Raw genomic sequence first — 24,742 nt, forward strand, 5'->3', positions numbered from 1 at the left:
CGCGATTTCGCGTCGGTTTTATCGGTGGTCGGTAGGAATTGACTGACACGCGAATCGAATCGGTCGTCTTTGCCGATTCGATGCGCCACTACGCTCGGTCACGCGCCATCGGCGTGCGAAGCGTCAGCCGAACGGCCTTACCCCGATGAGCCAGCCGTGAAGAAGGAATGCGAAGACGGCCCAGGCGACGAGGCCGCCAACGACGGCTTTGAGGTCGCCCGCCGTCGTGCCGGCCGGATACGCGACCCCCGTGCGGCTGTCGCGGCCACGCCAGATCAGGAATCCGGCGGCGGCCCAGACGAAGAATGCGCCGAATAGAACGACGGCATTGATCGTGCCGTTTGCGAGCAGGTGACCGATCGCCCATATCGCGACGCCCGCGTACATCGGGTGGCCGACCGCGCGCTTGATGTGATTGCCAGGAACATACGCCGCCGCGATGAGTATGAATGCGATGGCCACGAGAAGCGCCGTCAGATGACGTGCGCCGACCGGCGGGGCCCATAGCAGGACGGGCGAGCGCCGCGCGATTCCGTAGCCCCAGACGATCAGCACGAAACCGATCAGCGAGACGAGCGAATAGAGACCTTTCCAACGCTGCTCGCCGAGACGCGCGAACTGCGCGGCGCGCCACGGCTCGGCGACGAGGCGCACCGAATGCACGCCGAGAAACGCGATTAAACCGAGAATCAGCACCGCCATATCGAGCTCCTTTGGCATTTTCGTTATCCGTCGAGGCGAACGGGCGAGCAAAAGGTAGCCTATGCCGATCCTTCAGGCAAGTTGACCGACGAGCCGCGCTTGGGTGCGACGGCTCACGTCAGGGTGCGCGGTGCGCCGCGCGCCGGGAGTCGGCCGCCTGAGGACTCACGGCGCCGCGGCGATGACTTCGGCCATCGCGGCCGTCAGCTTCCTCGCGTAAGGCACGTGCAGGAACTCGTTCGGGCCATGCGCATTCGACTTGGGGCCGAGCACGCCGCAGACGACGAATTGCGACTTCGGGAACCCGGCTTGCAGGATGTTCATGAGCGGGATCGTGCCGCCTTGGCCGATGAACGCGCACGGCGCACCGAAATGCGTCTGCGACGCGCGCTGCAGCGCCTCGCCGAGCCACGGCGCGAGCTCGGGTGCGCTCCAGCCGTTCGCGGCACTCGCTTCGGGCTTGAACGTGACTTTCGCGTTGTAGGGGGGATCGAGCTCGAGCAGCGTCTTGAGCTCGGCCACGGCGCGCGCCGCGTCGATGAGCGGCGGCAATCTCAGCGACAACTTGAACGCCGTGCGCGGGCGCAGCACGTTGCCCGCGCTCGCGAGCGGCGGCAGGCCCTGCGCGCCCGTCACGGCCAGCGACGGGCGCCAGGCCGAGTTCAGAAGCGCCTCGCGCGGATCGGCCGTGACGGGAAGCACCGGCTTGCCGTCCTGGCCGCAGGCCCACGGCGCGGGCTTCCAGACTTCGTCGCCGAGAATGCCGGCGGTCGCCTCCGCTTCGCGCAAGCGATTCGCGGGGATCTCGCAGTGAAACGCGCCCGGCAGTAGATTCCCGGTGGCCGCGTCTTCGAGCCGATCGAAGAGCTGCCGCATAACGCGAAAACTCGACGGCACGATGCCCCCGTACGATCCCGAATGCACGCCTTCCTCGAGCACTTCGACTTCGAGCGATCCGGCCGCGAGCCCACGCAGCGAAGTCGTGAGCCAAAGCTGATCGTAATTGCCGGCGCCCGAGTCAAGACATACGACGAGCCCGACGGTGCCGAGCCTGTCGCGCAGCGCGTCCACGTACGGAAGCAGATCGTAACTGCCCGATTCCTCGCAGGTTTCGATGAGTCCGACACAGCGGGGACGCTCGATACCCTGTTCGTCGAGCGCCGCGAGCGCGCACAGGCTCGCGTAGATTGCGTATCCGTCGTCCGCCCCGCCGCGGCCGTAAAGCTTGCCGTCTTCATACTTGGGAAGCCACGGGCCGAGATCGCTGCGCCAGCCTTCGAATTCGGGCTGCTTGTCGAGATGGCCGTACAGGACGATCGAATCGGTGCTGCCGGCACGCGTGGCCGGCGTTTCGAAGAAAATCACAGGCGTGCGGCCCGGCAGTCTGACGATCTCGAGCTTCAGACCGCGCACGCGCTGCGCCTCTGCCCAACGCGCCGCATCGGCGACCACACGCTCGAGATAGCCATGCTTTGCCCAGTCGGAGTCGAAGGCGGGGCTTTTCGCGGGTATCGCAATGTAATCGGTCAAGGCCGGAACGATCTCGTCATTCCATTTGCGGTCGACGAATTCGCGCAGCGCGTCGTGATCGAGCGGCTTTTGTGCCGTGTCGGCTACGGTCATGGCGGGTGCCCTCTGGCTCAAAGCGCTCATGATAGAGCCTCGGGCGCGCTCGTGCAGACATTAGCGAACAAGCCGGGAACGCGCGACAATGGTCCACGGACCCTGGAGCGTCTTCATGTTGGATGGAATGCTGGATGAGATTGCGGTGCAGGTCGTGGAGGTCGTGCTGGCGCTCGCGCTCTACTTCCTGCCGGCGATCATCGCCGACCGCCGCAAGCGCCACGACCTGCTGCTCATCGCGCTCTTCACCGCGTGCGTCGGCTGGACCGGAATCGGCTGGCTGATCGCGATGCGCTGGGCCTTTCTGCCGAATCCGCCGGTGGACTTGGCAAGCGACGTCGTCCGCAAGCGTCGAGTTCTGAGCATGCGGGCGTTTTCACAAGCGCTCACTGATCGCATCGCACGAAGGGCCGATCGACGCGGTTAGCCGTTCGGCGCCTGCCGATTGGCAAGGACGCGCAACCCCGCGCCCGACCGGCTCGACCTGCCCCGGTTCTCCAGGGCCTGTTCACACTGAGTTAAGTGCGCGAGGCGCGCGGGACCGATGGCGGCGCGGACCGGCGCACATGCACGAGGCCCGGGGAGATCGAACGAGGCTCGCGGGCGAGTGCATCCCGCATGAACTTCTCTTGTCGCAGCTCGCCGTGCTCGTCGAACCATTGGCACAACAACCAATCGCCGCCTTCGTCGGCTCCCGCATACGTCACCGTCATGCGAGCGCCCCCAGTTTTCAGCGTGACGACATCGCCTGCGCAAAATTGTTCCTGCCTGTCCATCGTATCCGTCAGCATGTGCGCCCCGTCAATAGCAACCCAGTCGATTTCTCACCGCCGCGTATGTGCGCCGGCGAACCGAAAAACGAATTGCGAAACGTCTAGTAACGACCCCCGCGAGAATTAGCGAAGGCAGGTAGAGACTAACAATAGAATTTTTATTCTACAAGCAGTTTCAGGGAAAACGATGCCCCGCGTTTGCCATGAGACGCGCCGCGTCAAATATTCGGCGCAATCTCACAAGAACGGCCTGAGAGGCTCACAAGGCACACCACAAAATAAGGGACGGAAAATCACACGAAGGAAATAATAGTACTTTACGGTCGCTGATATGCAGGTAATCGGATAATCGGAGTTGCCTCTCATTTGCGCGATCCAATACTCCTCCGGACCGTGGGGAAATTACGGATTTAGGCCGGCGCTTCACATTTGCTTTGATGTAGATCAAATGATCGGCCCGGGCCGCCTTTCATTGATGAATGCGTAATTCATTCATGCGCATCGCCTGTCGCGCCGCCGAAATTACGCGTTGTTTTTACCTTCGAGCCGCTGACGAACCCGTCTTCGGCGGCACGAATTGCCGGTGCGAGCCCGGCAATTCGTCAGACCAGACGCGCGCGGGTCAAGCGTCCGGGCGTAGTTGTCGCATCGCCCGCCGCGAAGCTACAACGATCAATTTCATCGTCGCCCGCGTCGCGCCGACGAAAAGCTTGCGCGCCGCCCGCTCGTCGAACTCCTCGAAATCGACCTCGGTCAGGATCACGCAGGGCGCCGATTGGCCCTTGAAGCGGTAGATCGACTCCAGCACCACGTCGCCCTCCCGATATTGAGGACTGCCAAACAAGTCGTATTTGCCGGTGAAGCTCTTGAGCCGGTGCGGGCCGAGCTGCTCGAGGGGCGTCAGCACCGACCCTTCCCGGCCTCGAAACGAGAGCACGGCGATATCCTGCTTGCGAAAGCCGAACGAGAGCGCCTGCGTGATCGCGCGCTTGGTCGCTTCGACGACGGCGTCGCCGGCGTTTTCGTCGAACGAGCTGAACGCGATCTCGGAGCCGCCGAAGGGGCTGCCGGCGGCGAGATCGGAGGCCCGGGGCACCGCCGCGCCGACTTTCTCACGCACGAAGTCGAGGATGTCGCGCGGGCTGCGGTAATTCGTCGTCTCGGTGAGCACCGTCCACCCCGGCAAGGCGAGCGGCTCGCGCATATAGAGATTTTGCAGCGGATCTTCGAGCCACCACCATGCGCCATCGGGCCGCACGAGCCGGGCGAGCGCCTCGACCCACGACTCCTGGAAATCCTGGCCCTCGTCGACGATGAGGACGTCGAAACGCCAGTTCTCGCCGATCGGAGCGTCGGCAAACGCGCTTTCGAGCCGCGCGAATACATCGGTCCCCTGGAAATCCGGTACCCACCCGGCGTCGCGCGCAACCGCATCGCAGAGCTGGTGGTAGTTCGCGACCTTGGCGCCGGCCGGGGCGACGCGTGCGATGTGATCGGCAAGCGGGCGATTGAAACAGACGTAAAGCGCGCGCTTGCCGCTCGCTGCCGCGTCTTTCATGACCTGTACCGCCAGCTGCGTCTTGCCGGAGCCCGCGGTTCCGATCACGCGCAGCCGGAACGGCGTGAACTCGAGGCGTCTGGCCCATGTCGCGAGCCCGCCCGACAAGCGTGTGACGATCGTGCCCGCCTGGCCCACGAGCGCGCTGGCGTCGGGTGTGAGCGCAAGCTCGTCGGCCAGATAGTGATGGACCTTCGGTGCGCAGGGCAGCCGCGGCTCGTCGGCGGGCAGCGCTTCGAGAATGACGGCGACGAGCCGATCCTTGCGCGTGAAATCGACAATCCGCTCGGGAGCGATGCCGGCGATGGCGGCGTCTTTCACGATGTAATCGGGGCAGAAGAGCAGCGCCTCGATACCGTAGGTGCCCGCACCGAACGCGGCCGTGAAGCGGCGATGCATGCGCTCGACCGTGCGGGCGAGCTCGATCGAAACGTTGCGCTCGGTCTGAAGGTAGACCTTCACGAGCCCTTTAGCCGTTTCACGCAGGAAGCCGGCCTTTTGCTCGATGAGCATGACGCGCCCGGCGGGGCTTACGACGACGAAATCGGCTTCGCCGAAAACGGAGAAACTTCCGCTGAGACGCGTCCAGTGCACGCCGTGGTAGACCGTGTAGCCTGCCGGCAACGCGGCTTCGAGCAGCGCGAGTGTTTCACGCTCGCGTTCCGCCGCGCCTGTCGCGGCCAGATTTTTCCAATCGTCGGGGATGAGGCGGGCCATGACGGTCGAGGTTCCTCGCGGTAAGTTTCTTGCGGATGCCGCGTATTTTACTAATCGTGTTGCGCGAACCGCGTATCATGGCCGGCTCGATGTGACGACGCCGTTTTTCTTGGAGGACGCTGAAGATGCTGAAGATTTGGGGACGGGCAAACTCGGTCAACGTGCAAAAGGTGCTCTGGTGTTGCGACGAACTGGGCCTTCCGTTCGAGCGCATCGACGCCGGCATGCAATTCGGCCGCGTGAACGATCCCGAGTACCTCGAGCTCAATCCGAACGGGCAGATCCCGACCCTCGTCGACGGCACGTTCGTGCTGTGGGAATCGAACTCCATCCTGCGCTACCTGGCCATGCAATATGGCGCATCGAGCTCGCTTTACCCGGCCGAGCCGAAAATTCGCGCGAGTGTCGACCGTTGGCTCGACTGGTCCCTATCGACGTTGCAGCCCGCCGAACGCCCGGTTTTCATCAGCCTCGTGCGGACAGCGCCCGACCAACGCGACGCGGCCGCGCTCGAGGCTAATCTGCAAACGCTGATCAAGCGCTGGAAGCTGCTCGACGGTCATTTGCAAGGCCGTTTTCACGTGGAAAGCGAGAAGTTCACGATCGCGGACATCGTGCTCGGCGCGTTTGCGAAGCGCTGGTTCGGGCTCGACGGGATCGAGCGGCCGCCGATGCCGAACCTCGAGCGCTGGTATCAGCGGCTCGCTCAACGCGCGCCGTTCAAGAAGCATATCGACCACCCGTTGACCTGAGCCTCTTGCAGGCGTTTATCGTGCGGTGCGCCGCTCCGTGGCGCGTTCGAGCAGTGCGTCGATGAGCGGCAATTGCACGGGTTTCGTCAGATGGACATCGAAGCCGCGCGATAGCGAGCGCTCGATATCGCTGTCCTGACCGAAACCCGTCATCGCGGCGAACAGCGAGCCGCGCAGCGCCGATACCTGCTTCAACCGTTGCAAAACGGTGAAACCGTCCGCCCCGGGCATCGCGATATCGACGAGCGCCACGTCGATATCGTTGGTCTTGCCCGCCAGCGCGAGCGCCTGCGCCCCGCTGTAAGCGACGTGAACGCGATGCCCCTTCATGCGCAGCAGCATCGCCATGCTGTCGGCAGAATCCACGTTGTCGTCGACGATCAATATCGCAAGCGCTTCGCCGCGACCGTTCTCGCTCGCCCCCGCCTGCCCGAGTCCATCGTGACCATTGTTGGCAGCCAAAGAGGCCGCGAGCAACGGCAGCCGCACCGTGAAACTCGCACCGCGCCCGAGCCCGCCGCTCGTGGCGGAAACGGAGCCGCCATGCATTTCGACGAGCCAACGGGTGAGCGTCAGGCCGATGCCGAGCCCGCTTTCCTTGCGTTCCAGCCGAGTGTCGGCCTGCACGAACAGATCGAAGATTGAATCGATGACTGCTGGGTCGATCCCGCAACCGTCGTCGGTGACGCGTATGACCGCAAAAGCACGGTTTTCCTGTGCGATATCGACGCTGATATGGCCGCCCTGCTCGGAAAATTTCGAAGCATTGCTGAAGAGACTCTGTGCAATCTGCACCAGACGAGCCATGTCGCCGTTCACGATGACGCCGGTATCGGGCCCGTTCACTTCCGCAACCTGCTGACGCAATGCGAGGTGCGGGCGGATCATCTCCATCCCACGCGAGACGACGTCGCGCAAATCAACCGGGGCCAGGCGCAACGCAACCTTCCCCGTCGTAATTCGGCCGGCGTCGAGCAAGTCGTCGACAAGACGTGTCAGGTGCGAAATCTGGCGATCGATCACGTCGCGGCATTGTCTGAGCGTCGGACTCACCAGCGGCTCGAGCATCATGACGCTCAGTGCGTTGCTGACCGGAGCGAGCGGATTGCGCAGCTCGTGCGCGAGCGTCGCGAGAAACTCGTTCATGTGATGGCTCGCGGCCTCGAGATCGCGCAAGCGCTTGCGCTCCGTCATGTCGCGCGTCACTTTCGCGAAGCCGCATAGCGTCCGTTCGCCGTCTTCTTCCGTGCGGTAGACGGCCGCGATGACCACGTTCGCCCAGAACATCGTGCCGTCCTTGCGCACGCGCCATCCCTCGTCCTCGACGCGGCCGACGCTCGCCGCGGTGGCGAGCTCCGTTTCACACTTGCCCCTCGCGACGTCCTCGGGAGGATAAAAGATCGAAAAGTGCCGGCCGATGACTTCCTCGGCCGTGTAGCCCTTGATCTTTCGGGCGCCGCCATTCCAACTCACGATGTAGCCGTTGGTGTCGAGCATGAAGATCGCGTAGTCCTGGACGGATTCGACCAGGATCCGGAAGGGTTCCTCGGGCGGGGCGATGGGTGCCGGTGCGGGCGGGACCGGCTGAACGTCCCAGGCGGAGGAGTCCGGATGCATAGACGACGGCGGCGACTTGTTGGAAGGAGACGGCGTCGAAGCGACTGCCGCAACAGGTGCAAGCTCGAAGCACGATGTGTGCCGCGGGAGCACTGGCGGTCGCGCGGCCTCGCCGGCCGCCGCGCGGCAACGTCGCGCGGGACAATGTCGTTATGCGCTTGGCATCGCTCGGCGAGCGCATCGCGACCGCGCCGCAAAGGGATCGCGCGCGCCGCGGGCCTTCATTGGCAATGCGTGCGGAACGCCAGTTTTAACCGGAAAGATTTGCAAAAACTACTCTCGGTCGGGGAGGCGGCTTCCTGCCCGGCGCGCCCGGCCCGCTCGGCCGAAAAACACTCGAATCGAAACTTCGATAGCCGAGTTCGTTTCCGACCCTGCCGAGGCTCAGCTCGCGGCACGCTCGGCGACGGCTTCGGCGATGAGCGTAATGAGACGATCGGGTTCGGCCGGCTTCGTCATGAAATGCTGAAAGCCCTCGCCGATGCTGCGCAGCCGATAAGCTTCGTCGGTATGGCCGGTAATGGCGACCGAAACCGCCGGCGAGCGATTGTGGCGAATCTCATCGTCGCGCAACCGCTGGATCAGATAAAAGCCGTCCATCGCCGGCAAATCGAGGTCGCAGACCACTGCGTCGGGGGTCATGCTCAACACGGCTTCGACACCTTCTTCGGCATCATGGGCCGCGACGACGCGCGCCCCTTCCGCTTCGAACATCTCCGTCAACGATTCTCTGCTGGAGGGATCGTCATCGACGACGACGATCGTCATCTGCTCCAGCCTCTGTACTCCATTCATATGAATTCTTTGACACCGCCGATGCGGCATTCTTGAGCTTGGGACTTCGCTCGAGCCTCCGAGTTGCATGTTGTCTGCGCCATAGCCTAAGCGGCAGCGGACACACGCGAGCGAAACTGTAGCTCGTTACGCAACTCGCCTCTCGACTCGAGTCGCGGCGGACGATACCACGTACCGGCGTCGCGACGATGAATGACGTTGCCGGCAGTGTTGGCTTTCACACGCAATGGCAAAAATGACCGGCAGCGTGACTTCAACTGCATGACAGGAGACGAATCAGTGCCTGAAGACAATCCCTTCGAGTGGATGCCGCGCAGCCACTCCTCGGGGATACAATCCCCCGCGCATGCCGGAGTCTCGGCTTCCAACAAGGAGCATGAAATGGGCAAGCTCGGCGCGGGATTGGCAGGTGGCGTGACGCTCAACGTGGCGATGCTGCTCACGTTTCGTCTGCTTGGATTCGGATGGACGGGCGGCGGCGTTTTGCTCGCCTCGCCGGTGCAAAGCGGCAAATTTGTCGCTGTCTGGACGCAACTGGAGCCACTACCGAAAATCGTCGCGGCGCCGGCTCCGATGCTGATCGGGCTCCTCCTGTTCGGACTCGTTCATGCCGCGATCTACGATTGGCTCGCGCCCCATTGGCCGGCGGGCATAACGGCAAGAGCCATTCGTTTCGCCGGCCTCAATTTCGTGCTCGCCTACCTGTTCTTCGAATTCTTCGCGCCGTTCAATCTGTTCGGCGAGCCGCTCGTTCTCGTCGCCCTCGAACTAGTTTTCTGGCTGATCGTCGCCACAGCCGAGGCCTTCGTCATTGCGTCGATCGCGGAGCGCGCAAGGCGACGCAGCGTGCCGGGCCTGCAAACACCTGTTTGAGGCGCCGTCGGCACCGTTCGCACCGTTGCGTTCGCCCCCCGGCGACCGGGGGGCTTTTCCCTTGTCGATTGCTCCAACAGCGCGCGGCTGATCTCCTCAGCTCGTTTTGACTTCGATGCGCCGCGGCTGCGCTTCTTCACGACGCGGGATCGTCAGCTTCAGCACACCGTCGCGCAACTCCGCCTCGACCTTCGACGTATCGAGGTCGGGACTCAGCGTGAACGTGCGCGCGAACCGCGGTTCCCGCATCTCCACATGCTGCACGCGCAGCGCGGCCGGCGTCGCCACGACAGCCTCCGCTTCGATCGAGAGCCTGCCGTCGTGCACGTTGATTTCGAGCTTGTCTTTACTCACGCCGGGTAAATCGGCCCACAGCGTGATGCCTTGCTTGTTCTCATAGACGTCAACGGCAGGCGTAACCTTGACGGGGCGGACGGCCTCGCCGTCGCGACGCGCGACCGCCTGCTGCTGGTCGTCCTGCTGAGCCAATTGGTTCGTATCGCTCATGATCGGCCTCCTTCGATTAGTGAATTTCCACGACGCGCGGCTTCGACGACTCACGCTTGCCGACGCTGATCATCAGGCAGCCGTTTTCGTAACGCGCCTCGACCTTGTCGGGATCGGCGGACTGCGGCAACTCGATGACGCGGCGGAACTTGCCCGCGAAGCGCTCCTGCGCATAAATCCGCGTTTCGTCGCCCGGCCCGGGCAGCAAAGAATCGCGCTCGCCGCTGATCGTCAGCAGCCCCTTGTCGATCGACACTTCGATCTTCGACGGATCGAGGCCCGGCGCGAAAGCGACGATTTCGACCGAATCGTCGGTCGAACCGATGTTCACGTTCGGAAAAGCGGAAAGCTGCATCGCCCGGATGCTGGACGGGAAACCGCCGAACAAGCTCGCCATCTGCCGCTGCAAACGGTCGAATTCGCCGAAAAGGTCAGTTCCGAAAAAGAGATCGCTCATGGTCATTTCCTCCTGGCGCCAAAGAAAGGCGAAAGGGCGACGCGCTCCCATCCGCCCGCCGGAGCACCGGCAAACAAATCGAAACACGAGGCAGCAACGATCGTGCGTCACTGCCCGAGCGAAACAGGAGATAGGAACCGCGCGGCAAATTTCAAGACCCGCGATGCACGCGCGGACGCCTCTCAAGCCAGCAGCAACCCAAGCTCGCGCGCGCCGTCCTTCAAGACCGGCAGGAAGCGACTCAGCATTTCGGCGACCGACACCCGGGCCGCTTGCGCGCCGACGTTCAATGCGGCCACGACGCGGCCGTCCGGCGCCTCGATCGGCACCGCTATCGATCGCAGGCCGATCTCGAGTTCCTGATCGTTGACGGCGTAGCCGTCGCGGCGCACGGATTCGAGGGCTTCGCGCAGGCCTTCGCGTGAAACGATCGTATTCGTCGTGTGCTGGATCAGCTTCGCGCGTTCGAGGTAGGCGTCGAGGTCCGCGCCCGGCAGATGGGAAAGCAGCACCCGTCCCATCGACGTGCAATACGCCGGCAAGCGGCTGCCGACGTGCAGGTCGATCGTCATGATTCGCGAAGTGAACGCTCGCGCGATATAAAGAATCTCATCGCCGTCGAGAATCGCCACCGAGCTCGATTCGTTCAACGTGTTGCTGATGTGGCGCAACACGGGCTGGGCGGCGTTCGCGAGCGGCGTCGATGCGAGGTAAGCATGGCCGAGCGCGAGGATGCGCGGACGCAGAGAAAAATTTCGGCCGTCTTCGGCACTGACGAAGCCGAGCTTGCCGAGCGTATGCAGGCAGCGCCTGACGGCGGCGCGCGGAATGCCGGTGCGTTGGCTGATTTGGGAAATCGTCAGCACACGGCGCTGCGGCGAAAACGCCTGGATCACGGCGAGCCCACGCGCAAGCGAAGTCATGAAGTCGGGATCGGACTCGCTCGGTGCGTCGATGGGCGTGTCTGGTACGGGGGGCGCAGTCGCGGCCTCGGGCGGATGAAGCGGCTCGTTCATAGTGAATTTCCCACGGGTAGCTCGCGAGCATTTTAATCGGTTTGTTCGGTTATCGAACAATTGCCCTGAATTGGTGCTTTTTCGGCATGCCAGCCCTGCAGACCCGTTGGCGTCGTTGTTCGATCACCGAACGGTCTTTCGATAATCGCCCTTGACCGTCGCTGCCGCTCGCCCTTACATTGAGCAGCATCACGACAGCGACCCTGCGCTCGCTCGAGCGCTACAGCTCAACCATGATCGATAAGACCGTTTCTTCGCCGCAAGAGGCCGTGGCCGGCATCTTCGACGGCGCCACCGTGATGATCGGCGGCTTCGGCACGGCCGGACAGCCGGCCGAGCTCATCGACGCCTTGATCGAACAAGGCGCCAAAGACCTCACGATCGTCAACAACAACGCGGGCAACGGCGAGCTCGGGCTTGCCGCGTTGTTGAAAGCCCGACGCGTGCGCAAGATCGTCTGCTCGTTTCCGCGCCAGGCGGACTCGCAGGTGTTCGATGCGCTCTACCGCGCGGGCGAGATCGAGCTCGAGCTCGTGCCGCAGGGCAATCTCGCCGTCCGCATTCAGGCGGCGGGCGCCGGGCTCGGCGCCGTCTTCACGCCGACGGGTTACGGCACACTGCTGGCCGAGGGCAAGGAAACGCGCGAGATCGACGGCAAGCATTACGTGCTCGAGTACCCGATCAAGGCCGACTTCGCCCTCATCAAGGCCTATCGCGGCGATCGCTGGGGCAACCTCGTCTATCGCAAGACGGCGCGCAACTTCGGTCCGATCATGGCCATGGCCGCGTCGGTCACGATCGCTCAGGTGAGCGAGATCGTGTCGCTCGGCTCGCTCGATCCCGAAGCCGTCGTCACACCGGGCATCTTCGTCAAACGCGTCGTGGCCGTGCCCGGTCAGGCCGCGCTGGCCGCCTGAGGAGCAAAACATGCATAAGTGGACCCGAGATGACATGGCGCGCCGCGTCGCGCAAGACATTCCCGAAGGCGCCTACGTGAATCTCGGCATCGGTCTGCCGACGAAGGTGGCCAATTACCTGCCGAAAGAGCGCGAAATTTTCCTGCAGAGCGAGAACGGTTTGCTCGGCATGGGCCCCGCGCCCGCGCCCGGTCAGGAGGACCCCGAGCTGATTAACGCGGGCAAAGAGCCCGTCACGCTCATCGAAGGCGGCTGCTTTTTCCATCATGGCGATTCCTTCGCGATGATGCGCGGCGGCCACCTCGATATCTGCGTGCTCGGCGCGTTTCAGGTTTCGGCGCGCGGTGATCTCGCGAACTGGCACACGGGCGCGCCCGACGCGATTCCCGCTGTCGGCGGCGCGATGGATCTCGCGATCGGCGCGAAGAAAGTGTTCGTCATGACCGATCATCTGACCAAGCAGGGTGAATGCAAGATCGTCGAGCGCTGCACCTATCCGCTCACGGGCATTGCCTGCGTCGATCGAATTTATACGGACCTTGCCGTGATCGACATCACGGCACGCGGACTTGAAGTGATCGACATCGTCGAAGGCCTGAGCTTCGACGAGCTGCAAAAGGTCACCCCTGTCCCGCTGATCCTTGCGACCTCGGCGGCGCACGCCTGACGAACAGGAAGACATCATGGAACAAGCCTATATCTGCGACGCGATACGGACGCCGTTCGGCCGCTACGGCGGCGCGTTGTCCACCGTGCGCGCCGACGATCTCGCCGCGCTGCCGATCAAAGCGCTCATCGAGCGCAATCCCAAGGTCGATTGGAGCGCGATCGACGACGTCATCTACGGCTGTGCGAATCAGGCCGGCGAGGACAACCGCAACGTCGCGCGCATGGCGGCGCTGCTCGCGGGGCTGCCCGTCGACGTGCCGGGCAGCACGGTCAACCGCCTCTGCGGCTCGGGGCTCGATGCGCTCGGCACGGCCGCGCGCGCGATCAAGACGGGCGAGACGAGCCTCATGATCGCGGGCGGCGTGGAAAGCATGAGCCGCGCACCGTTCGTCATGGGCAAAGCCGAGACGGCCTTCAGCCGCTCGGCCAAGATTGAGGACACGACCATCGGCTGGCGCTTCGTCAACCCTGCGATGAAGGCGATGTACGGCGTCGATTCGATGCCGGAAACCGGCGAGAACGTCGCGGCCGAATTTGCGATCAGCCGTGAGGATCAGGACAACTTCGCGCTGCGCAGCCAGATGCGCGCCGCGGCCGCGCAAGAGGCGCGGCGCTTCGACGACGAACTGATTCCGGTCAGCGTCCCACAGAAAAAAGGCGAGCCTGTCATCGTCGGCAAGGACGAGCATCCTCGTGCCACTTCGCTCGAAGCGCTCGCGAAGCTGAAGGGCGTCGTGCGTCCCGACGGGACAGTCACGGCCGGCAACTCGTCGGGCGTCAACGACGGCTCGTGCGCCCTCCTGCTCGCCAACGAGCGCGACGCGGCACGCTTTGGGCTGACGCCGCGCGCACGCGTCGTTGCCATGGCGACGGCGGGCATCGCGCCGCGCATCATGGGCTTCGGTCCCGCGCAAGCCGTGCGTAAGGTGCTCGAACGTGCGAGACTCACGCTCGATCAGATGGACGTCATCGAATTGAACGAAGCGTTCGCCTCGCAGGCGCTCGCCGTCACGCGCAGCCTCGGCCTTGCCGACGACGACGCGCGCGTGAATCCGAACGGCGGGGCGATTGCGCTCGGCCATCCGCTCGGCGCCTCGGGTGCGCGACTCGCCACGACGGCGACGTACCAGCTCGCGCGCACGGGCGGACGCAATGCGCTCTGCACGATGTGCATCGGCGTCGGGCAGGGCATCGCCGTCGTCATCGAGCGTGTCTGATCCGTTCCATCTCGATCGCTTGCGACAACACGGGAACCGCGACATTCATGACGACTCTTCATCACGAGCTTTCCGGGCCGGCCGGCGCGCCGGTCATCGTCCTCTCCAACTCGCTCGGCACGACGTTCGAGATGTGGGATCCGCAGATCGACGCGTTGCGGGCGAAGTTCCGTGTGTTGCGCTACGACACGCGGGGTCATGGACGCTCTGCCGCGCCGCCGGGTTCGTACACGATCGATGAGCTCGGCCGCGACGTCATCGGCCTGCTCGATTCGCTCGACATCGAGCGTGCGCATTTCGTCGGGATTTCGATGGGCGGGCTCACGGGCCAATGGCTCGGCGTTCACGCCGGAGCGCGGATCGACAAGCTCGTCGTGTCGAACACGGCCGCGCGCATCGGCACCACGGAAGGATGGCGCGCCCGGGCGGACCTCGTTCGCAAGCAAGGCATCGCAGACGTAGCCGACGGTGCGGCCGCGCGCTGGTTTACGCCGCGCTTCATCGCAGCGCAACCCGCGACGGTCGGAGCGTTGACGACACGGCTTCGATCGCTTTCGCCTGAAGGGTATGCAGCCTGTTGCGATGCGCTCGGCGATGCCGACCTGCGCGAAGACATCGCGCGCATTTCATGTCCCATGCTCGTCATCGCCGGTGTGCACGATCCGGTGACGACCGTCGATGATGCGCGGTTCATCGCTGCGCGGGTGCCCGGCGCTCGTCTCGTCGAACTTGATGCATCGCATCTGTCGAACATCGAGGCGGCGGATGCGTTCACCGAGGCCGTCTTGCGCTTTTTCGGTGACTGACTTGACGACAGCGTGGCAAGCTGGGAACGTCAGCCGCCAGCCAGCTCTTTAGCTCCTCAGCCCTTCAGCCCTTCAGCCCGCGAACTGAAACGCATCGAAGCGATGCAACGCCTCCTCGATGCGTTTCTTGTGCGCTCGCGCGTTGCCGATGCCGACCCACGTCCATTGCTGCACGAGCAGCTTCTTGCGTTCGCGGTCGGCCTTCAAGTCGAGCACGGCGACGATTTCGTCGTCGACCAATACCGGTAGACCGAAGTATCCGAACACGCGCTTTTCCTTCGGCAGGTAGGCCTCGAATTTGTGCTCGTAGCCGAACAGCAGCGACAGGCGCTTGCGCTGGATGATGAGCGGATCGAACGGCGACAGGATATGGACAGCGCATGCCGAATTGCCGGCGTCGCTTTCGAGGTGGTCCGGCTCGATCCAATGCTCGTTCTTTCGAATACCCTCACCGGCAATTTCGACGGGCACTAGCTGCCCTTTCTTGACGCGCGACTCGATCGCCTGCCGCACAGCGGATTTGCGACCGGCATCGAGGTGACAGATCGAATCGAGGCTGACGAGCCCTTGCGAGCGCAAAGCGCGATCGACCAGATAGTCGACGACCTCGCGCTCCGTCGCGCCCTTCGGGCGCTTCTCCCAGCCGAAGTGCCGTTGCATCAGCTCGTAAGTCTTCACCATTCCCGCGCGCGCGCTGATCGTGAGCAAGCCGTTGTAGAACGCGAGCTGCAGCGCTCGCTTCGATGGCTTTCTGCTGGCCCATGGGTGGTCTTTCTCTTGCAGCTCGTCGTCTTCGATGTCCCTGATCGAAAGCGGCCCCTCCGTCTCGATCCTTTTGACGATCCTGCGCACCTCGGCGGGCGTCACCGCGCTGAACCAGCGGCCCGGCTCGCTACTGTGCCGCCGCATTGCCGGCAGAAAATATGGCAAGTCCCGCACCGGCACGTAGGAAAGCGCATGGGTCCAATATTCGAATACCGTCTTATCGATAGCCTGTGCAACATGCAAATCATTGCGCCGGTATCGCGGGATACGGCTCCATAGGATGTGGTGGTGGCAACGCTCGATCACGTTGATCGTGTCGATTTGCACGTAACCGAGATGCTCGACGGCCGCTTGCGTCGCTTGGACCCCGTCCCCGAACGGTTCGGGCGTATCGAGTCTTTGCGCCTTGAGCCAGATCTGGCGGGCCTGCCGGGGACTCAACGAGGCCGGGGCAACTGAGTGCTTGGACATACGAACGAGAAATCGCAAGCTAAACCGGCAGTGTACTTCGGCCATTTTCGATGCGCACGTTGACAGTCGCGCGCCGATAGCCGAAATCGGTGCTTGCCTGAAGATACAGAACAACGTTAGTCTTTCGCCGGTGCCGACAAAGCCGTGTTGCAGGACGCGAAAGAACCGGCCGATTAGGTGCGCGCAAGGCAACGTTCTGTTTCAGCGCGGCATATTGCCGTTGCAACAAAGCATTCGTATTCTGTGCGTGCCGCTGACGCACCCCGTGTCGGCTTTTTCTTTGCGAGCGCCCATGAGCCCTGACCGCGTAAGAAAAAACGCCTTTGCGATGCCGCTGACGAGCCCGGCGTTTCCCATCGGCCCCTACCGCTTCTTCGATCGCGAATTCCTGATCATCACCTACCGCACCGATCCCGATCGCCTGCGCGAAGTCGTGCCCGAACCGCTGCAAATCGATGAACCGCTCGTCCATTACGAGTTCATCCGCATGCGTGATTCCACGGGCTTCGGCGATTACACCGAAAGCGGCCAGGTCATTCCCGTGACGTTCGAAGGCAAGCCGGGCGGCTATACGCTGGCGATGTATCTCGACGACCATCCGCCGATTGCGGGCGGACGCGAGCTGTGGGGATTTCCGAAGAAGCTGGCGTTTCCGAAGCTCGAGACGCACCTCGATACGTTGATGGGCACGCTCGATTATGGCTCCATGCGCGTGGCGACGGGCACGATGGGCTACAAGCACAAGGACCTCGATATCGTCGAGCAGAGCAACCGGCTCGCCGCTCCGAACTACTTGCTGAAGATCATTCCGCATGTGGACGGCTCACCGCGCATTTGCGAGCTCGTGCGCTACTACTTGACGGATATCGTCATGAAGGGTGCGTGGACCGGCCCCGCCGCTCTGCAACTGACACCGCATGCGCTGGCGCCGGTCGCCGATCTGCCCGTGCTCGAAATCGTCGAAGCTCGGCATCTCATCGCCGATCTGACGCTTGGTCTCGGTGAGGTCGTCCACGATTACCTCGCGCGTTAAGATCCGCTTGATCGTCGAGCGCCTTCCATACAGACTGGTTAGTACCCCAAAATGAAACCACACGCCCCTGCTGAAAAGCGCGCCGATGACGATGCTGGCATTGGTGTCGAAGTCGACTCGGCCCGGCATCCCGCGCATATTCATCTGCCGCCTTACGAAACGATTGCACTCGTACTGCAGGGGGGCGGCGCGCTCGGCGCTTATCAGGCCGGCGTGTATGAAGGGCTCGACGAAGCCGGCATCGCGCCGAACTGGATCTCCGGCATCTCGATCGGGGCGCTCAACACCGCGATCATCGCGGGCAATGCGCCGGCGAAGCGCGTCGAACGATTGCGCGAGTTCTGGGAGACGATTTGCCGGCCTGCCTATTGGCCGTCAGTTGCCGCGCCGCTTGAGCAAATGCTGTTCGATATGAACGAGATGGTGCGCAAGGGCTTTACCGCGCTGCAGGCGGCCGGCGCGCTGATGCAGGGCCAACACGGCTTCTTCACGCCGCGGATGCCGACGCCGCTGCCATGGGTATCGGGCGATCCGGCCGCGGCGAGCTGGTACGACACGTCACATCTCAAGACCACGCTCGAGCGGCTTTGCGATTTCGATCGAATCAATGCGCGTGAGGTCCGCGTCTCGGTTGGCGCCGTCAATGTCGGGACCGGCAATTTCGCCTATTTCGACAACACGCGCATGAAGTTGCGCCCCGAGCATTTCATCGCGTCCGGGGCGTTGCCGCCGGGGTTTGCCGCCGTGGAGATCGATGGCGAGCACTACTGGGACGGCGGCGTTGTGTCGAACACGCCGCTTTACGAAGTGATGCGCTCGACGCCGCGCAAGGATACGCTCGCGTTCCAGGTCGATCTTTGGAGCGCCCGCGGGCCTGTGCCGGACAACATCGCCGAAGTCGCCTCGCGCGTGAAGGACATTCAGTATTCGAGCCGTACCCGCCTCGTGACCGACATGATGCAGCGCTCGCAGCGATTCCGGAACGTGCTGCGCGAAGTGCTCGAAAAGGTGCCGGCGGACGTGCGTGAGAACGATCCCTGGTGCCAAGTGGCGGAAGAGCTCGCGTGCGGGCGTCGGTATAACGTGTTGCATCTCATCTATCAGCAGCAGAAGTACGAAGCCCACTACAAGGACTATCAGTTCGGCGTTTCGACGATGCGCGAACACTGGGCCGCTGGGCTCAAGGATATCCGCGAGACGCTGGCGCATCGGGACTGGCTCGACATGCCGGATAACGATGCGGGGTTCGTGACGCACGATATTCATCGTGCGCGCAGAAACGCCGAGACGATGAAGGCGTCTTCGGGGCTGTTGCAAAGTGAATCAGTGGCTCAGGAGCCTTATGGCGCGGCGGCCCTCGAGGCGGTGGAACCGAGCAGCGCAAAGAGGAACCGCCGGCGCTGATCGGTTGGCGGCCGGGGGCATTTTCATCAACAGCCGCACTTCCAGTTCGGCTCATTCAGCGTCAACCCATGCTGCCCCTTGTATGCCGCGACGGGCGGCTGTGACCAACCGTCGAGCAATGACGGTGCAAGCCGATAGATCTCAACGCCGAGCGGCCGGCAGACTTCGAGCGGATCGCGTGACTAGGTCGCACGACCCGCGGAGTCAAACTTCTTGCCTTTGTGCAGGTCCCTTACAGGGTGTCGACGTCCGAGTGCGCCGATGAGTCCGATGCCGACTGCCGTCCAACTTTCCCGGTGTCATCCCAAGCCGCGCACCTGCATCATCCGTCACGGTTCGACCCGAGGGTGACATTTTGGTGAGGGAAACTGCCCCATCCTATTTGCCGACCGATATTGTTGGCGGAGATGCGGTCGGTGCCGATATTGGAGCGAATGCACATTCCGCCCACATATGATCCAAAATGCCGGCTTCAGACACCGCGTTCTGTGGGAAGTTTGCTAGTCCAGTCTGAAAGTCGTGGGCGTCCGCTACGAGGATCTTCCGCAATTCTTCGCGCGCGGCATACTGACTCTCGGCATCGTAGCCAACCGCTTTGACGGAATTTTGTAAGGTATTCGCCGTGCCAGCTACACCACCGCTAAGCGCTATCAGAGAAGCTGCTGCATGCTTTGCTGCAAGCGCGGGTACAGCCACCGCACCGGCCAGAGCCCCAACAACTTCTATTGCGAGCGCCCAATTCCGGCCCGTATCGACCTTTTTTTCGTCCCCTACCAGGATACCGTTGCAGTAGTTGACCGTCTTATGCAATTTTTTTTCTAGCGCTGCTTGTAACTGGTCAACGTCGACCTTGAGAGCGGGGTTCGAAGTTTCGGCGTCGCTCAGCTGGCTCTGGTATGTCGAGAGTGGTTCGGACTCGTGCGAGCGAACATAGGCCTCTACGGTGGGATGCTGCTTTAAAAGACTCGAAGCCGAAGACGCCGACAACAGCTCCAGTCGTGCGCGCGCAGAACTTAACTGACGGTCGAGACTCGCGCAGCCGCTGCACGCTACGATAATCGTGGTCGCCAGAAAAATGCGGTTCACGTTGCTGTTCCCCCGTGAGCTAATAGACACGCTGGGCGCGCCGTTTGGTAGCGTATGTGGTTTGTGAAACGGCTACTTAAGACGGACGGTGCAGTTGACCTGACTCCGTGATCGGCCACCCGAGAAGTTGGCCCCGCCACTCTACGTTGAATCGATGTGTTTAACATATCGCCAACTAGCGACGCGAGTTCTCCCTGTATATTTCTACGGACATATTATGAAAACCCTATCTTGCCAAAATCGATCAGGCGATGCCACATTCCTGATTACCTTGGGGCGCACTGTTCATCGCCGATAGGACAAATGGCTGCGGTTCGGGTCCCCGCTCAACAGCTGGGAGTCCAGTTCGGCCCGGTTCACCGTTGGGAGAAGGCTATGACGTCACGTCGAAAGTTCGTCTGCAGCGCAGGCACCGCGGTCGCCGCTATTCTCTTGCGCAAATTGTCATTGGCGACGAAGCCTCAGGACGAGATGTTGTCTCCGCTTATCTATCCAATATTTGAGGCCGTCTACTCGCCTCGTGTCCAGGGATTTCTTCCGCCCACAGGTGATGAAAAGGAAAAGGTGACCAAAATTGTTAACGCGACGCCCACCGGGCCTCGCCCCATTGACGTCGCTCAGTATTTCGTCGATAGGTTTTTCGTGCACGATCCGATGGTTATATCGCAATGGCCCGCACCGCAACCATGGAATCCATTGATCGTACAGTTTTTTAGCGCCACCAGCAGTCCCGCGAATAACGATACGGTGCCATGGTGCGCAGCGTTTGCTAACTGGTGTCTAAAGCGTAGCAATCGACCATTCACAAATAGTGCGTCGTCGCAGACCTTCTTGGCGACAACTATGTTCGAAACCATAGATGCACCATCGGAGGGCGATCTTGTTGTCTTTACTTGCTATAGAAAGGATAACGGGGAGTCATTGAATTTAGGTCATGTCGCGTTTTTCAAGAAAAAAAACGACGATCTTACGTTTGATGTGGTGGGAGGAAATCAGAGTGGAACGTCGCCAAGTATGATCTGCCTAAAGACGTATCCCTATGCGCCGTTCGAGAGTAGGCGGATGGTTGGGAAGAAGTATGTTCCGGTACTTTACAAAATCAATAAGTATCTGAAAGTAACCTAGAGCGGGAATAAAAGCAGTGCTGAACTCAACGACCGCACTGCATCGTAGAATGCGATTGCATCGTCAAGTAGCCGGCGTCCGAAGTGGCTGATCACCGTCGTGCACCATCGCCAGCGGCTGCGCAATCGCACACGCTGCTGCTGACGGCCCAACAACTGATGCGGGTACTTGTTCGCATGCGCTGCCACGCCGACCTCCGCGAGATAGACGCATCTTCGTCAAGCACTGCCTGAAAGACGCGCGCCCACGGACGCTACCCAAAATTTCTAAGAACCCCACAAAATCCCTCCAAGCACGGTTAGAACGTCACAAGCATTCCTCGCGAAGCAAAAAACCTGTCGAATTCATCGATCGACAATGTGGCATTGTCCATGTACGGCGGAATCCCGGATGGATTATGAAAGCGAACTGATCTATAGTCGTCAAATCCGTGAACTAACACAAGATGTCCGCCGCGCCGCAAATTGGTTTAGGTCCGATTTCTGATCTCTGCGCTAACCGACGCAATCACCATTGCATTGTCTCTTACCCTCCCGACCAAGCATTCAAACGAGCTGCGAGTAAATGCTGTCACGCCAAGTTCGAATCGACGCTCGACCCAGTTTTGCAGGCGTCGTCCCGGCATCGACTATCAGGCCGTTTTCTCTCTACGTCCGCCTGACCGCAGCGAGACTGACTGCCGCGGTCCCGATCGCGCCGATAAAGGCCGTGATGATCAGCGTATCGGAGTAGCCGACGGACTCACCGACGATGCCGCCAGCAAGATAAATGAACGGATGTACCCCGCTCGTAACAAGCGTATCGACCGCGACGACTTTGCCGAGGCGCTCTTCTGGGGATTGGGTTTGCATGGCAGTTGCCCAGCCCGTGAGCCACGATGCTTCGACAACGCCGATAAAAGCCGCTCCCAAGACCGCCATCCACGCGGAACTGCCCATACCCAGCAGACCCATCGCGGCACACAAAAGTAGGCCGCAAGCGGGTGCCAGTACCTTCAGGTGACGATGGCCGGCTACGAGTACCGTGATCACAGATCCGATGCACGCGCCAACGCCTGAGGCAGCCAGGCAAACGCCCCACATTGTGTCGCTGAACCGGTCACTGACTGCATACGGAGCTACCACGAGAAAGACGGGAAAGCAGAGGACATTCACGATCACCGTAGCGACGAAACCCAACGACAGCTCAGGATTGCCCGCGATTACCGTTAGACCGCGCAACGCCTCGCGAATCGAAAGCTCGTCGCCTGATTGAAGCTTTCCGTCGTCGGAGGGCAACAATGCAGTGAAAAGCGCAGCACCGAAAAATGTAATGCCGTCGATCACCACACCCCACACCGGATCCCACAGGATGACCAAGACGCCCAGCGTCGCCGGGAAGACGATGGCTACCAGATTGTCGAGGAAATTAAGCGCCCCGTTTCCCGCGACCAGGGCGTGCTTGGGCAACAGACTGACCAGCAGAACTTGGGTACATGGGCGAGAAACGCCGATTCCAATCCCAAATGCCAGATAAACGAGTACTAAGCTCCACGATGGTGCGCCAAATACCATGAGCATAGCCGCAGCGATTTGTGCCGCCCCTCTCGCGGCGTCTGTCGCGATGAGAATATGCTTCGCCGATCCACGATCCGCCAGCATTCCCCCCGCCAATGCACCGATGACTGAACCAAGTCCAACCGCGGCCATCACGAGCCCGAAGATCCATCCGCTGAAGCCGGAATGAAGCATGGCAACAGGAAGCGCTGCCAGGCACACTGCATCGCCTGCCATTGACAGGCCTTGGCCGATCAACAATTTTTGGAACGACGGGAAACGCAACGCCTCGCGATAAAGCGATGCATGGCCAATTAATGATGTCATTCGGGCTCTCCGCAACTGTGGACACGTCCGTCTCAGCTGCGTTAGCCGCAAACCTGTTCAAACCACCCCAAAGCAGCGGTGCGCCGGCGTCACACAGTCGGACGCGTGCAGATATACCCGCGACTGTTCGTGATCAGGGTGTTGCAGAGCAGGAAATAGGACCAAGTCACCCTTGATCGCCACCCCCAACAGGCAGCACCGTGCCCGTAATATAAGAGGCCTCATCCGAAGCAAGAAACAAAATCGCCCCGACCTGCTCCTCGATCGTGCCGTACCGATGCATGAGGCTCGTCGCGATCGTCTGCTCGACGATGGCCTCATACCAGCGCGTCTCCTCCGCGCTCGGCTCTTCGGTATTACGCGGCACGCGCCGGGGCGGCGCGTTCGTTCCTCCGGTCGCCACCGCGTTGACGCGTATGCCGCTGCCGGCATGCTCGAAGGCGAGGCTCGCCGTCAGCGCGTTGACGCCGCCCTTCGACGCCGCATAGGGCACGCGATGGATGCTGCGCGTCGCAATCGACGACACGTTGACAATCGCTCCGCGCTTCGCCCGCAGCATCTCGGGCAAGACGGCGCGACAGCACCAGAGCGTCGGAAACAGCGACCGCCGCACCTCCGCCTCGATCTGCGCCTCTTCGTACGCCTCGTACGGCTTCGCCCAGATGGTCCCGCCGACATTGTTGATCAATACGTCAATGCGCCCGCACGTCTCCATGGCGAAACGCGTCATCACACATGCACCGGCATACGTTTCTAGATCAGCGATGCACGCGTGCGCCACGCCGCCCTCTTTGACGATACTGTCCGCGACCTCGTGAACAAAGTCCGATCGATCGACGAGCACGACCTCCGCACCCTCGCGCGCGGCGCGAACGGCAACACCGCTTCCGATCCCCTGCGCCGCGCCGGTCACGATCATCGTCTTGCCCTCGAAACGGCCCGCGAAAATCATCGGCTTCATGACGCGCTGCTCGCCGAAAATTTTTCGTGGTAGAAGTTCGCCGGCGTGACGTTCCGTTCGTTCATCCAGCCGCGCACCGCATCGACCATCGGCACCGGACCGCACAGATAAACGTCCACGTCGCCGCCGTGAAGCCAATCGTCATCGACGTGCGCGGTCACGTACCCCTTTCGCGCATGCGCACTCGCCTCATCGGCGACGCACGTTCGATAAGCGAAGTCGGAGAGTTTTGCCGCCGCCTCTTCGATCTCCTTGATCGCGACGAGATCGATGTCGCGCGTCACACCGTACACGAGCCGGACCGGCTGCGACGCTCTCTTCTCTGCGAGCATGCCGAGCATCGAGAGAAACGGAGCGATCCCCGTTCCCCCCGCAAGAAAGAGCAGCGGGCGCTGAGGCTCCCGCAAATAGAAGCTGCCATACGGGCCCGAAAACGAAATGCGCTCGCCGGGCTTCGCGACTTCGCTCAAATAGCGGCTCATTCGGCCGTCCGGCACGTTGCGGACGACGAATGCCGCTTGCTCCGCGCCCGGCATCGAGCTGAACGAATACGAACGCGCGAGGCCGGTTCCCGGTATTTCGACCTTGACATACTGGCCGGGCAAGAAGCCCAATTGCGCCGGATCATCGAGCGCGATCGTAAAGTGCAGTGTCGATTCCGAGAGCTTGCCGACCTGCGCGATCAGGCCCTCATGCCGCCCTCCGCCGGTCTTGCAAACCGCCGACGACGCTGGCACCTGAATGACGCAATCCGAACGCGGCCGTGTCTGGCACGCGAGGATGTGGCCTTGTTCGGCTTCCTCGGCTGTCAGCGCATCCTCGATGTAGCTCGACTCCGGAAGGTCGTAGCGCCCCGACTCGCATCGGTTGCGGCAGGTGCCGCATGCGCCGTCGCGACAATCGAGCGGAATGTTGATTCCCTGGCGATAGGCAGCATCGGCAAGCGTCTCGCCGTCGCGGCAGAAGATGAATCGAGTCACCCCGTCTTCGAAGTGAAGTGCAATGCGGTGTTCCATAGTCGAACTGCTCCCGAGCA

Annotated in this window: 24 protein-coding genes; 10 read left to right on the forward strand and 14 right to left on the reverse strand. The window is 62.1% G+C overall.

Going from position 1 to position 24,742, the window contains the following annotated elements; genetic code table 11:
* Window positions 1–123: 123 nt before the first annotated feature.
* Window positions 124–702, reverse strand: coding sequence for an NnrU family protein (locus C9I57_RS14430; protein ID WP_107151418.1), 579 nt, complete (start codon window positions 700–702; stop codon window positions 124–126).
* Window positions 703–867: 165 nt separating this feature from the next.
* Window positions 868–2,325 (reverse strand): M20/M25/M40 family metallo-hydrolase, encoded by a 1,458-nt coding sequence (locus C9I57_RS14435; RefSeq protein WP_107151339.1) that lies wholly within the window; start codon window positions 2,323–2,325, stop codon window positions 868–870.
* Window positions 2,326–2,452: 127 nt separating this feature from the next.
* On the opposite strand from C9I57_RS14435, the gene C9I57_RS14440 reads away from it, so the two are divergent.
* Window positions 2,453–2,752 (forward strand): superinfection immunity protein, encoded by a 300-nt coding sequence (locus tag C9I57_RS14440; protein WP_107151340.1) that lies wholly within the window; start codon window positions 2,453–2,455, stop codon window positions 2,750–2,752.
* Window positions 2,753–2,843: 91 nt separating this feature from the next.
* On the opposite strand, the gene C9I57_RS14445 is transcribed toward C9I57_RS14440, so the two are convergent.
* Entirely contained in the window at window positions 2,844–3,116 is a 273-nt protein-coding gene (locus tag C9I57_RS14445) for a YodC family protein (protein ID WP_107151341.1), read from the reverse strand.
* Between the two features lie 604 nt (window positions 3,117–3,720).
* Window positions 3,721–5,373, reverse strand: coding sequence for an ATP-binding domain-containing protein (locus tag C9I57_RS14450; protein WP_107151342.1), 1,653 nt, complete (start codon window positions 5,371–5,373; stop codon window positions 3,721–3,723).
* Window positions 5,374–5,498: 125 nt separating this feature from the next.
* On the opposite strand from C9I57_RS14450, the gene C9I57_RS14455 reads away from it, so the two are divergent.
* A complete protein-coding gene (locus C9I57_RS14455) occupies window positions 5,499–6,125 on the forward strand; it encodes a glutathione S-transferase family protein (RefSeq protein WP_107151343.1) in 627 nt (208 codons plus the stop codon).
* 15 nt (window positions 6,126–6,140) lie between these two features.
* On the opposite strand, the gene C9I57_RS14460 is transcribed toward C9I57_RS14455, so the two are convergent.
* Window positions 6,141–7,742 carry a PAS domain-containing hybrid sensor histidine kinase/response regulator gene (locus C9I57_RS14460; RefSeq protein WP_107151344.1) on the reverse strand — a complete coding sequence of 534 codons (1,602 nt, stop codon included), beginning with the start codon at window positions 7,740–7,742 and terminating at the stop codon, window positions 6,141–6,143.
* Window positions 7,743–8,126: 384 nt separating this feature from the next.
* Complete coding sequence (locus C9I57_RS14470; protein ID WP_258187643.1) at window positions 8,127–8,567, reverse strand: response regulator; 441 nt, start codon at window positions 8,565–8,567, stop codon at window positions 8,127–8,129.
* 351 nt (window positions 8,568–8,918) lie between these two features.
* Here C9I57_RS14470 and C9I57_RS14475 point away from each other — a divergent pair, with 351 nt between their 5' ends.
* Window positions 8,919–9,410 carry a hypothetical protein gene (locus tag C9I57_RS14475; RefSeq protein WP_107151347.1) on the forward strand — a complete coding sequence of 164 codons (492 nt, stop codon included), beginning with the start codon at window positions 8,919–8,921 and terminating at the stop codon, window positions 9,408–9,410.
* A 96-nt stretch (window positions 9,411–9,506) separates the two neighbouring features.
* Here the strand turns inward: C9I57_RS14475 and C9I57_RS14480 are convergent, their stop codons facing one another.
* The 3 genes from C9I57_RS14480 to C9I57_RS14490 all read right to left on the reverse strand — a co-directional run bounded on the left by C9I57_RS14480 (window position 9,507) and on the right by C9I57_RS14490 (window position 11,390).
* Entirely contained in the window at window positions 9,507–9,917 is a 411-nt protein-coding gene (locus C9I57_RS14480) for an Hsp20/alpha crystallin family protein (protein WP_107151348.1), read from the reverse strand.
* A gap of 16 nt (window positions 9,918–9,933) precedes the next feature.
* A complete protein-coding gene (locus C9I57_RS14485; RefSeq protein ID WP_026229416.1) occupies window positions 9,934–10,374 on the reverse strand; it encodes an Hsp20/alpha crystallin family protein in 441 nt (146 codons plus the stop codon).
* Between the two features lie 182 nt (window positions 10,375–10,556).
* Window positions 10,557–11,390, reverse strand: coding sequence for an IclR family transcriptional regulator domain-containing protein (locus C9I57_RS14490; RefSeq protein WP_107151349.1), 834 nt, complete (start codon window positions 11,388–11,390; stop codon window positions 10,557–10,559).
* Window positions 11,391–11,623: 233 nt separating this feature from the next.
* On the opposite strand from C9I57_RS14490, the gene C9I57_RS14495 reads away from it, so the two are divergent.
* Genes C9I57_RS14495 through pcaD form a run of 4 tightly spaced genes read left to right on the forward strand, consistent with a single transcriptional unit; the run spans window position 11,624 to window position 14,999 of the window.
* Window positions 11,624–12,307, forward strand: coding sequence for a 3-oxoacid CoA-transferase subunit A (locus C9I57_RS14495; protein WP_107151419.1), 684 nt, complete (start codon window positions 11,624–11,626; stop codon window positions 12,305–12,307).
* A 10-nt stretch (window positions 12,308–12,317) separates the two neighbouring features.
* Window positions 12,318–12,974 carry a 3-oxoacid CoA-transferase subunit B gene (locus C9I57_RS14500; RefSeq protein WP_107151350.1) on the forward strand — a complete coding sequence of 219 codons (657 nt, stop codon included), beginning with the start codon at window positions 12,318–12,320 and terminating at the stop codon, window positions 12,972–12,974.
* A 16-nt stretch (window positions 12,975–12,990) separates the two neighbouring features.
* On the forward strand, window positions 12,991–14,193 hold the full coding sequence (gene pcaF, locus C9I57_RS14505) for a 3-oxoadipyl-CoA thiolase (protein WP_107151351.1): 1,203 nt from the start codon (window positions 12,991–12,993) through the stop codon (window positions 14,191–14,193).
* A gap of 47 nt (window positions 14,194–14,240) precedes the next feature.
* Window positions 14,241–14,999: a 3-oxoadipate enol-lactonase gene (gene pcaD / locus C9I57_RS14510; RefSeq protein ID WP_107151352.1), complete on the forward strand. Its 759-nt coding sequence runs from the start codon at window positions 14,241–14,243 to the stop codon at window positions 14,997–14,999.
* A gap of 72 nt (window positions 15,000–15,071) precedes the next feature.
* Here pcaD and C9I57_RS14515 read toward each other — a convergent pair whose 3' ends face one another.
* Window positions 15,072–16,235 carry a winged helix-turn-helix domain-containing protein gene (locus C9I57_RS14515; protein ID WP_107151420.1) on the reverse strand — a complete coding sequence of 388 codons (1,164 nt, stop codon included), beginning with the start codon at window positions 16,233–16,235 and terminating at the stop codon, window positions 15,072–15,074.
* 292 nt (window positions 16,236–16,527) lie between these two features.
* On the opposite strand from C9I57_RS14515, the gene C9I57_RS14520 reads away from it, so the two are divergent.
* Window positions 16,528–17,268, forward strand: coding sequence for an acetoacetate decarboxylase (locus tag C9I57_RS14520; protein ID WP_107151353.1), 741 nt, complete (start codon window positions 16,528–16,530; stop codon window positions 17,266–17,268).
* A 51-nt stretch (window positions 17,269–17,319) separates the two neighbouring features.
* The gene (locus C9I57_RS14525; RefSeq protein ID WP_107151354.1) at window positions 17,320–18,672 is read left to right on the forward strand and encodes a DUF3734 domain-containing protein; all 1,353 of its coding nucleotides are present in this window, start codon (window positions 17,320–17,322) and stop codon (window positions 18,670–18,672) included.
* A gap of 378 nt (window positions 18,673–19,050) precedes the next feature.
* Here the strand turns inward: C9I57_RS14525 and C9I57_RS14530 are convergent, their stop codons facing one another.
* A complete protein-coding gene (locus tag C9I57_RS14530; RefSeq protein ID WP_146166223.1) occupies window positions 19,051–19,758 on the reverse strand; it encodes a hypothetical protein in 708 nt (235 codons plus the stop codon).
* Between the two features lie 375 nt (window positions 19,759–20,133).
* On the opposite strand from C9I57_RS14530, the gene C9I57_RS14535 reads away from it, so the two are divergent.
* Window positions 20,134–20,883: a CHAP domain-containing protein gene (locus tag C9I57_RS14535; protein WP_181321838.1), complete on the forward strand. Its 750-nt coding sequence runs from the start codon at window positions 20,134–20,136 to the stop codon at window positions 20,881–20,883.
* Between the two features lie 647 nt (window positions 20,884–21,530).
* Here C9I57_RS14535 and C9I57_RS14545 read toward each other — a convergent pair.
* From C9I57_RS14545 to benC, 3 genes are all read right to left on the reverse strand, one after another.
* Window positions 21,531–22,745 carry an MFS transporter gene (locus C9I57_RS14545; RefSeq protein ID WP_258187644.1) on the reverse strand — a complete coding sequence of 405 codons (1,215 nt, stop codon included), beginning with the start codon at window positions 22,743–22,745 and terminating at the stop codon, window positions 21,531–21,533.
* Window positions 22,746–22,911: 166 nt separating this feature from the next.
* Window positions 22,912–23,706: a 1,6-dihydroxycyclohexa-2,4-diene-1-carboxylate dehydrogenase gene (locus C9I57_RS14550; protein WP_107151359.1), complete on the reverse strand. Its 795-nt coding sequence runs from the start codon at window positions 23,704–23,706 to the stop codon at window positions 22,912–22,914.
* Window positions 23,703–24,722 (reverse strand): benzoate 1,2-dioxygenase electron transfer component BenC, encoded by a 1,020-nt coding sequence (gene benC / locus C9I57_RS14555; protein ID WP_107151360.1) that lies wholly within the window; start codon window positions 24,720–24,722, stop codon window positions 23,703–23,705. Before benC ends, C9I57_RS14550 begins: the two co-directional genes overlap by 4 nt.
* Window positions 24,723–24,742 lie beyond the last annotated feature (20 nt).

Source organism: Trinickia symbiotica, from assembly GCF_003028655.1.
GTDB lineage: Bacteria > Pseudomonadota > Gammaproteobacteria > Burkholderiales > Burkholderiaceae > Trinickia > Trinickia symbiotica_A.

Bases quoted from the DNA above. Each gene is read 5' to 3' on its own strand.
- C9I57_RS14430 (WP_107151418.1), bottom strand. From the start codon at position 702: ATGGCGGTGCTGATTCTCGGTTTAATCGCGTTTCTCGGCGTGCATTCG.
- C9I57_RS14435 (WP_107151339.1), bottom strand. From the start codon at position 2,325: ATGACCGTAGCCGACACGGCACAAAAGCCGCTCGATCACGACGCGCTG.
- C9I57_RS14440 (WP_107151340.1), top strand. From the start codon at position 2,453: ATGCTGGATGAGATTGCGGTGCAGGTCGTGGAGGTCGTGCTGGCGCTC.
- C9I57_RS14445 (WP_107151341.1), bottom strand. From the start codon at position 3,116: ATGCTGACGGATACGATGGACAGGCAGGAACAATTTTGCGCAGGCGAT.
- C9I57_RS14450 (WP_107151342.1), bottom strand. From the start codon at position 5,373: ATGGCCCGCCTCATCCCCGACGATTGGAAAAATCTGGCCGCGACAGGC.
- C9I57_RS14455 (WP_107151343.1), top strand. From the start codon at position 5,499: ATGCTGAAGATTTGGGGACGGGCAAACTCGGTCAACGTGCAAAAGGTG.
- C9I57_RS14460 (WP_107151344.1), bottom strand. From the start codon at position 7,742: ATGCATCCGGACTCCTCCGCCTGGGACGTTCAGCCGGTCCCGCCCGCA.
- C9I57_RS14470 (WP_258187643.1), bottom strand. From the start codon at position 8,567: ATGCCGCATCGGCGGTGTCAAAGAATTCATATGAATGGAGTACAGAGG.
- C9I57_RS14475 (WP_107151347.1), top strand. From the start codon at position 8,919: ATGGGCAAGCTCGGCGCGGGATTGGCAGGTGGCGTGACGCTCAACGTG.
- C9I57_RS14480 (WP_107151348.1), bottom strand. From the start codon at position 9,917: ATGAGCGATACGAACCAATTGGCTCAGCAGGACGACCAGCAGCAGGCG.
- C9I57_RS14485 (WP_026229416.1), bottom strand. From the start codon at position 10,374: ATGAGCGATCTCTTTTTCGGAACTGACCTTTTCGGCGAATTCGACCGT.
- C9I57_RS14490 (WP_107151349.1), bottom strand. From the start codon at position 11,390: ATGAACGAGCCGCTTCATCCGCCCGAGGCCGCGACTGCGCCCCCCGTA.
- C9I57_RS14495 (WP_107151419.1), top strand. From the start codon at position 11,624: ATGATCGATAAGACCGTTTCTTCGCCGCAAGAGGCCGTGGCCGGCATC.
- C9I57_RS14500 (WP_107151350.1), top strand. From the start codon at position 12,318: ATGCATAAGTGGACCCGAGATGACATGGCGCGCCGCGTCGCGCAAGAC.
- pcaF (WP_107151351.1), top strand. From the start codon at position 12,991: ATGGAACAAGCCTATATCTGCGACGCGATACGGACGCCGTTCGGCCGC.
- pcaD (WP_107151352.1), top strand. From the start codon at position 14,241: ATGACGACTCTTCATCACGAGCTTTCCGGGCCGGCCGGCGCGCCGGTC.
- C9I57_RS14515 (WP_107151420.1), bottom strand. From the start codon at position 16,235: ATGTCCAAGCACTCAGTTGCCCCGGCCTCGTTGAGTCCCCGGCAGGCC.
- C9I57_RS14520 (WP_107151353.1), top strand. From the start codon at position 16,528: ATGAGCCCTGACCGCGTAAGAAAAAACGCCTTTGCGATGCCGCTGACG.
- C9I57_RS14525 (WP_107151354.1), top strand. From the start codon at position 17,320: ATGAAACCACACGCCCCTGCTGAAAAGCGCGCCGATGACGATGCTGGC.
- C9I57_RS14535 (WP_181321838.1), top strand. From the start codon at position 20,134: ATGACGTCACGTCGAAAGTTCGTCTGCAGCGCAGGCACCGCGGTCGCC.
- C9I57_RS14545 (WP_258187644.1), bottom strand. From the start codon at position 22,745: ATGACATCATTAATTGGCCATGCATCGCTTTATCGCGAGGCGTTGCGT.
- C9I57_RS14550 (WP_107151359.1), bottom strand. From the start codon at position 23,706: ATGAAGCCGATGATTTTCGCGGGCCGTTTCGAGGGCAAGACGATGATC.
- benC (WP_107151360.1), bottom strand. From the start codon at position 24,722: ATGGAACACCGCATTGCACTTCACTTCGAAGACGGGGTGACTCGATTC.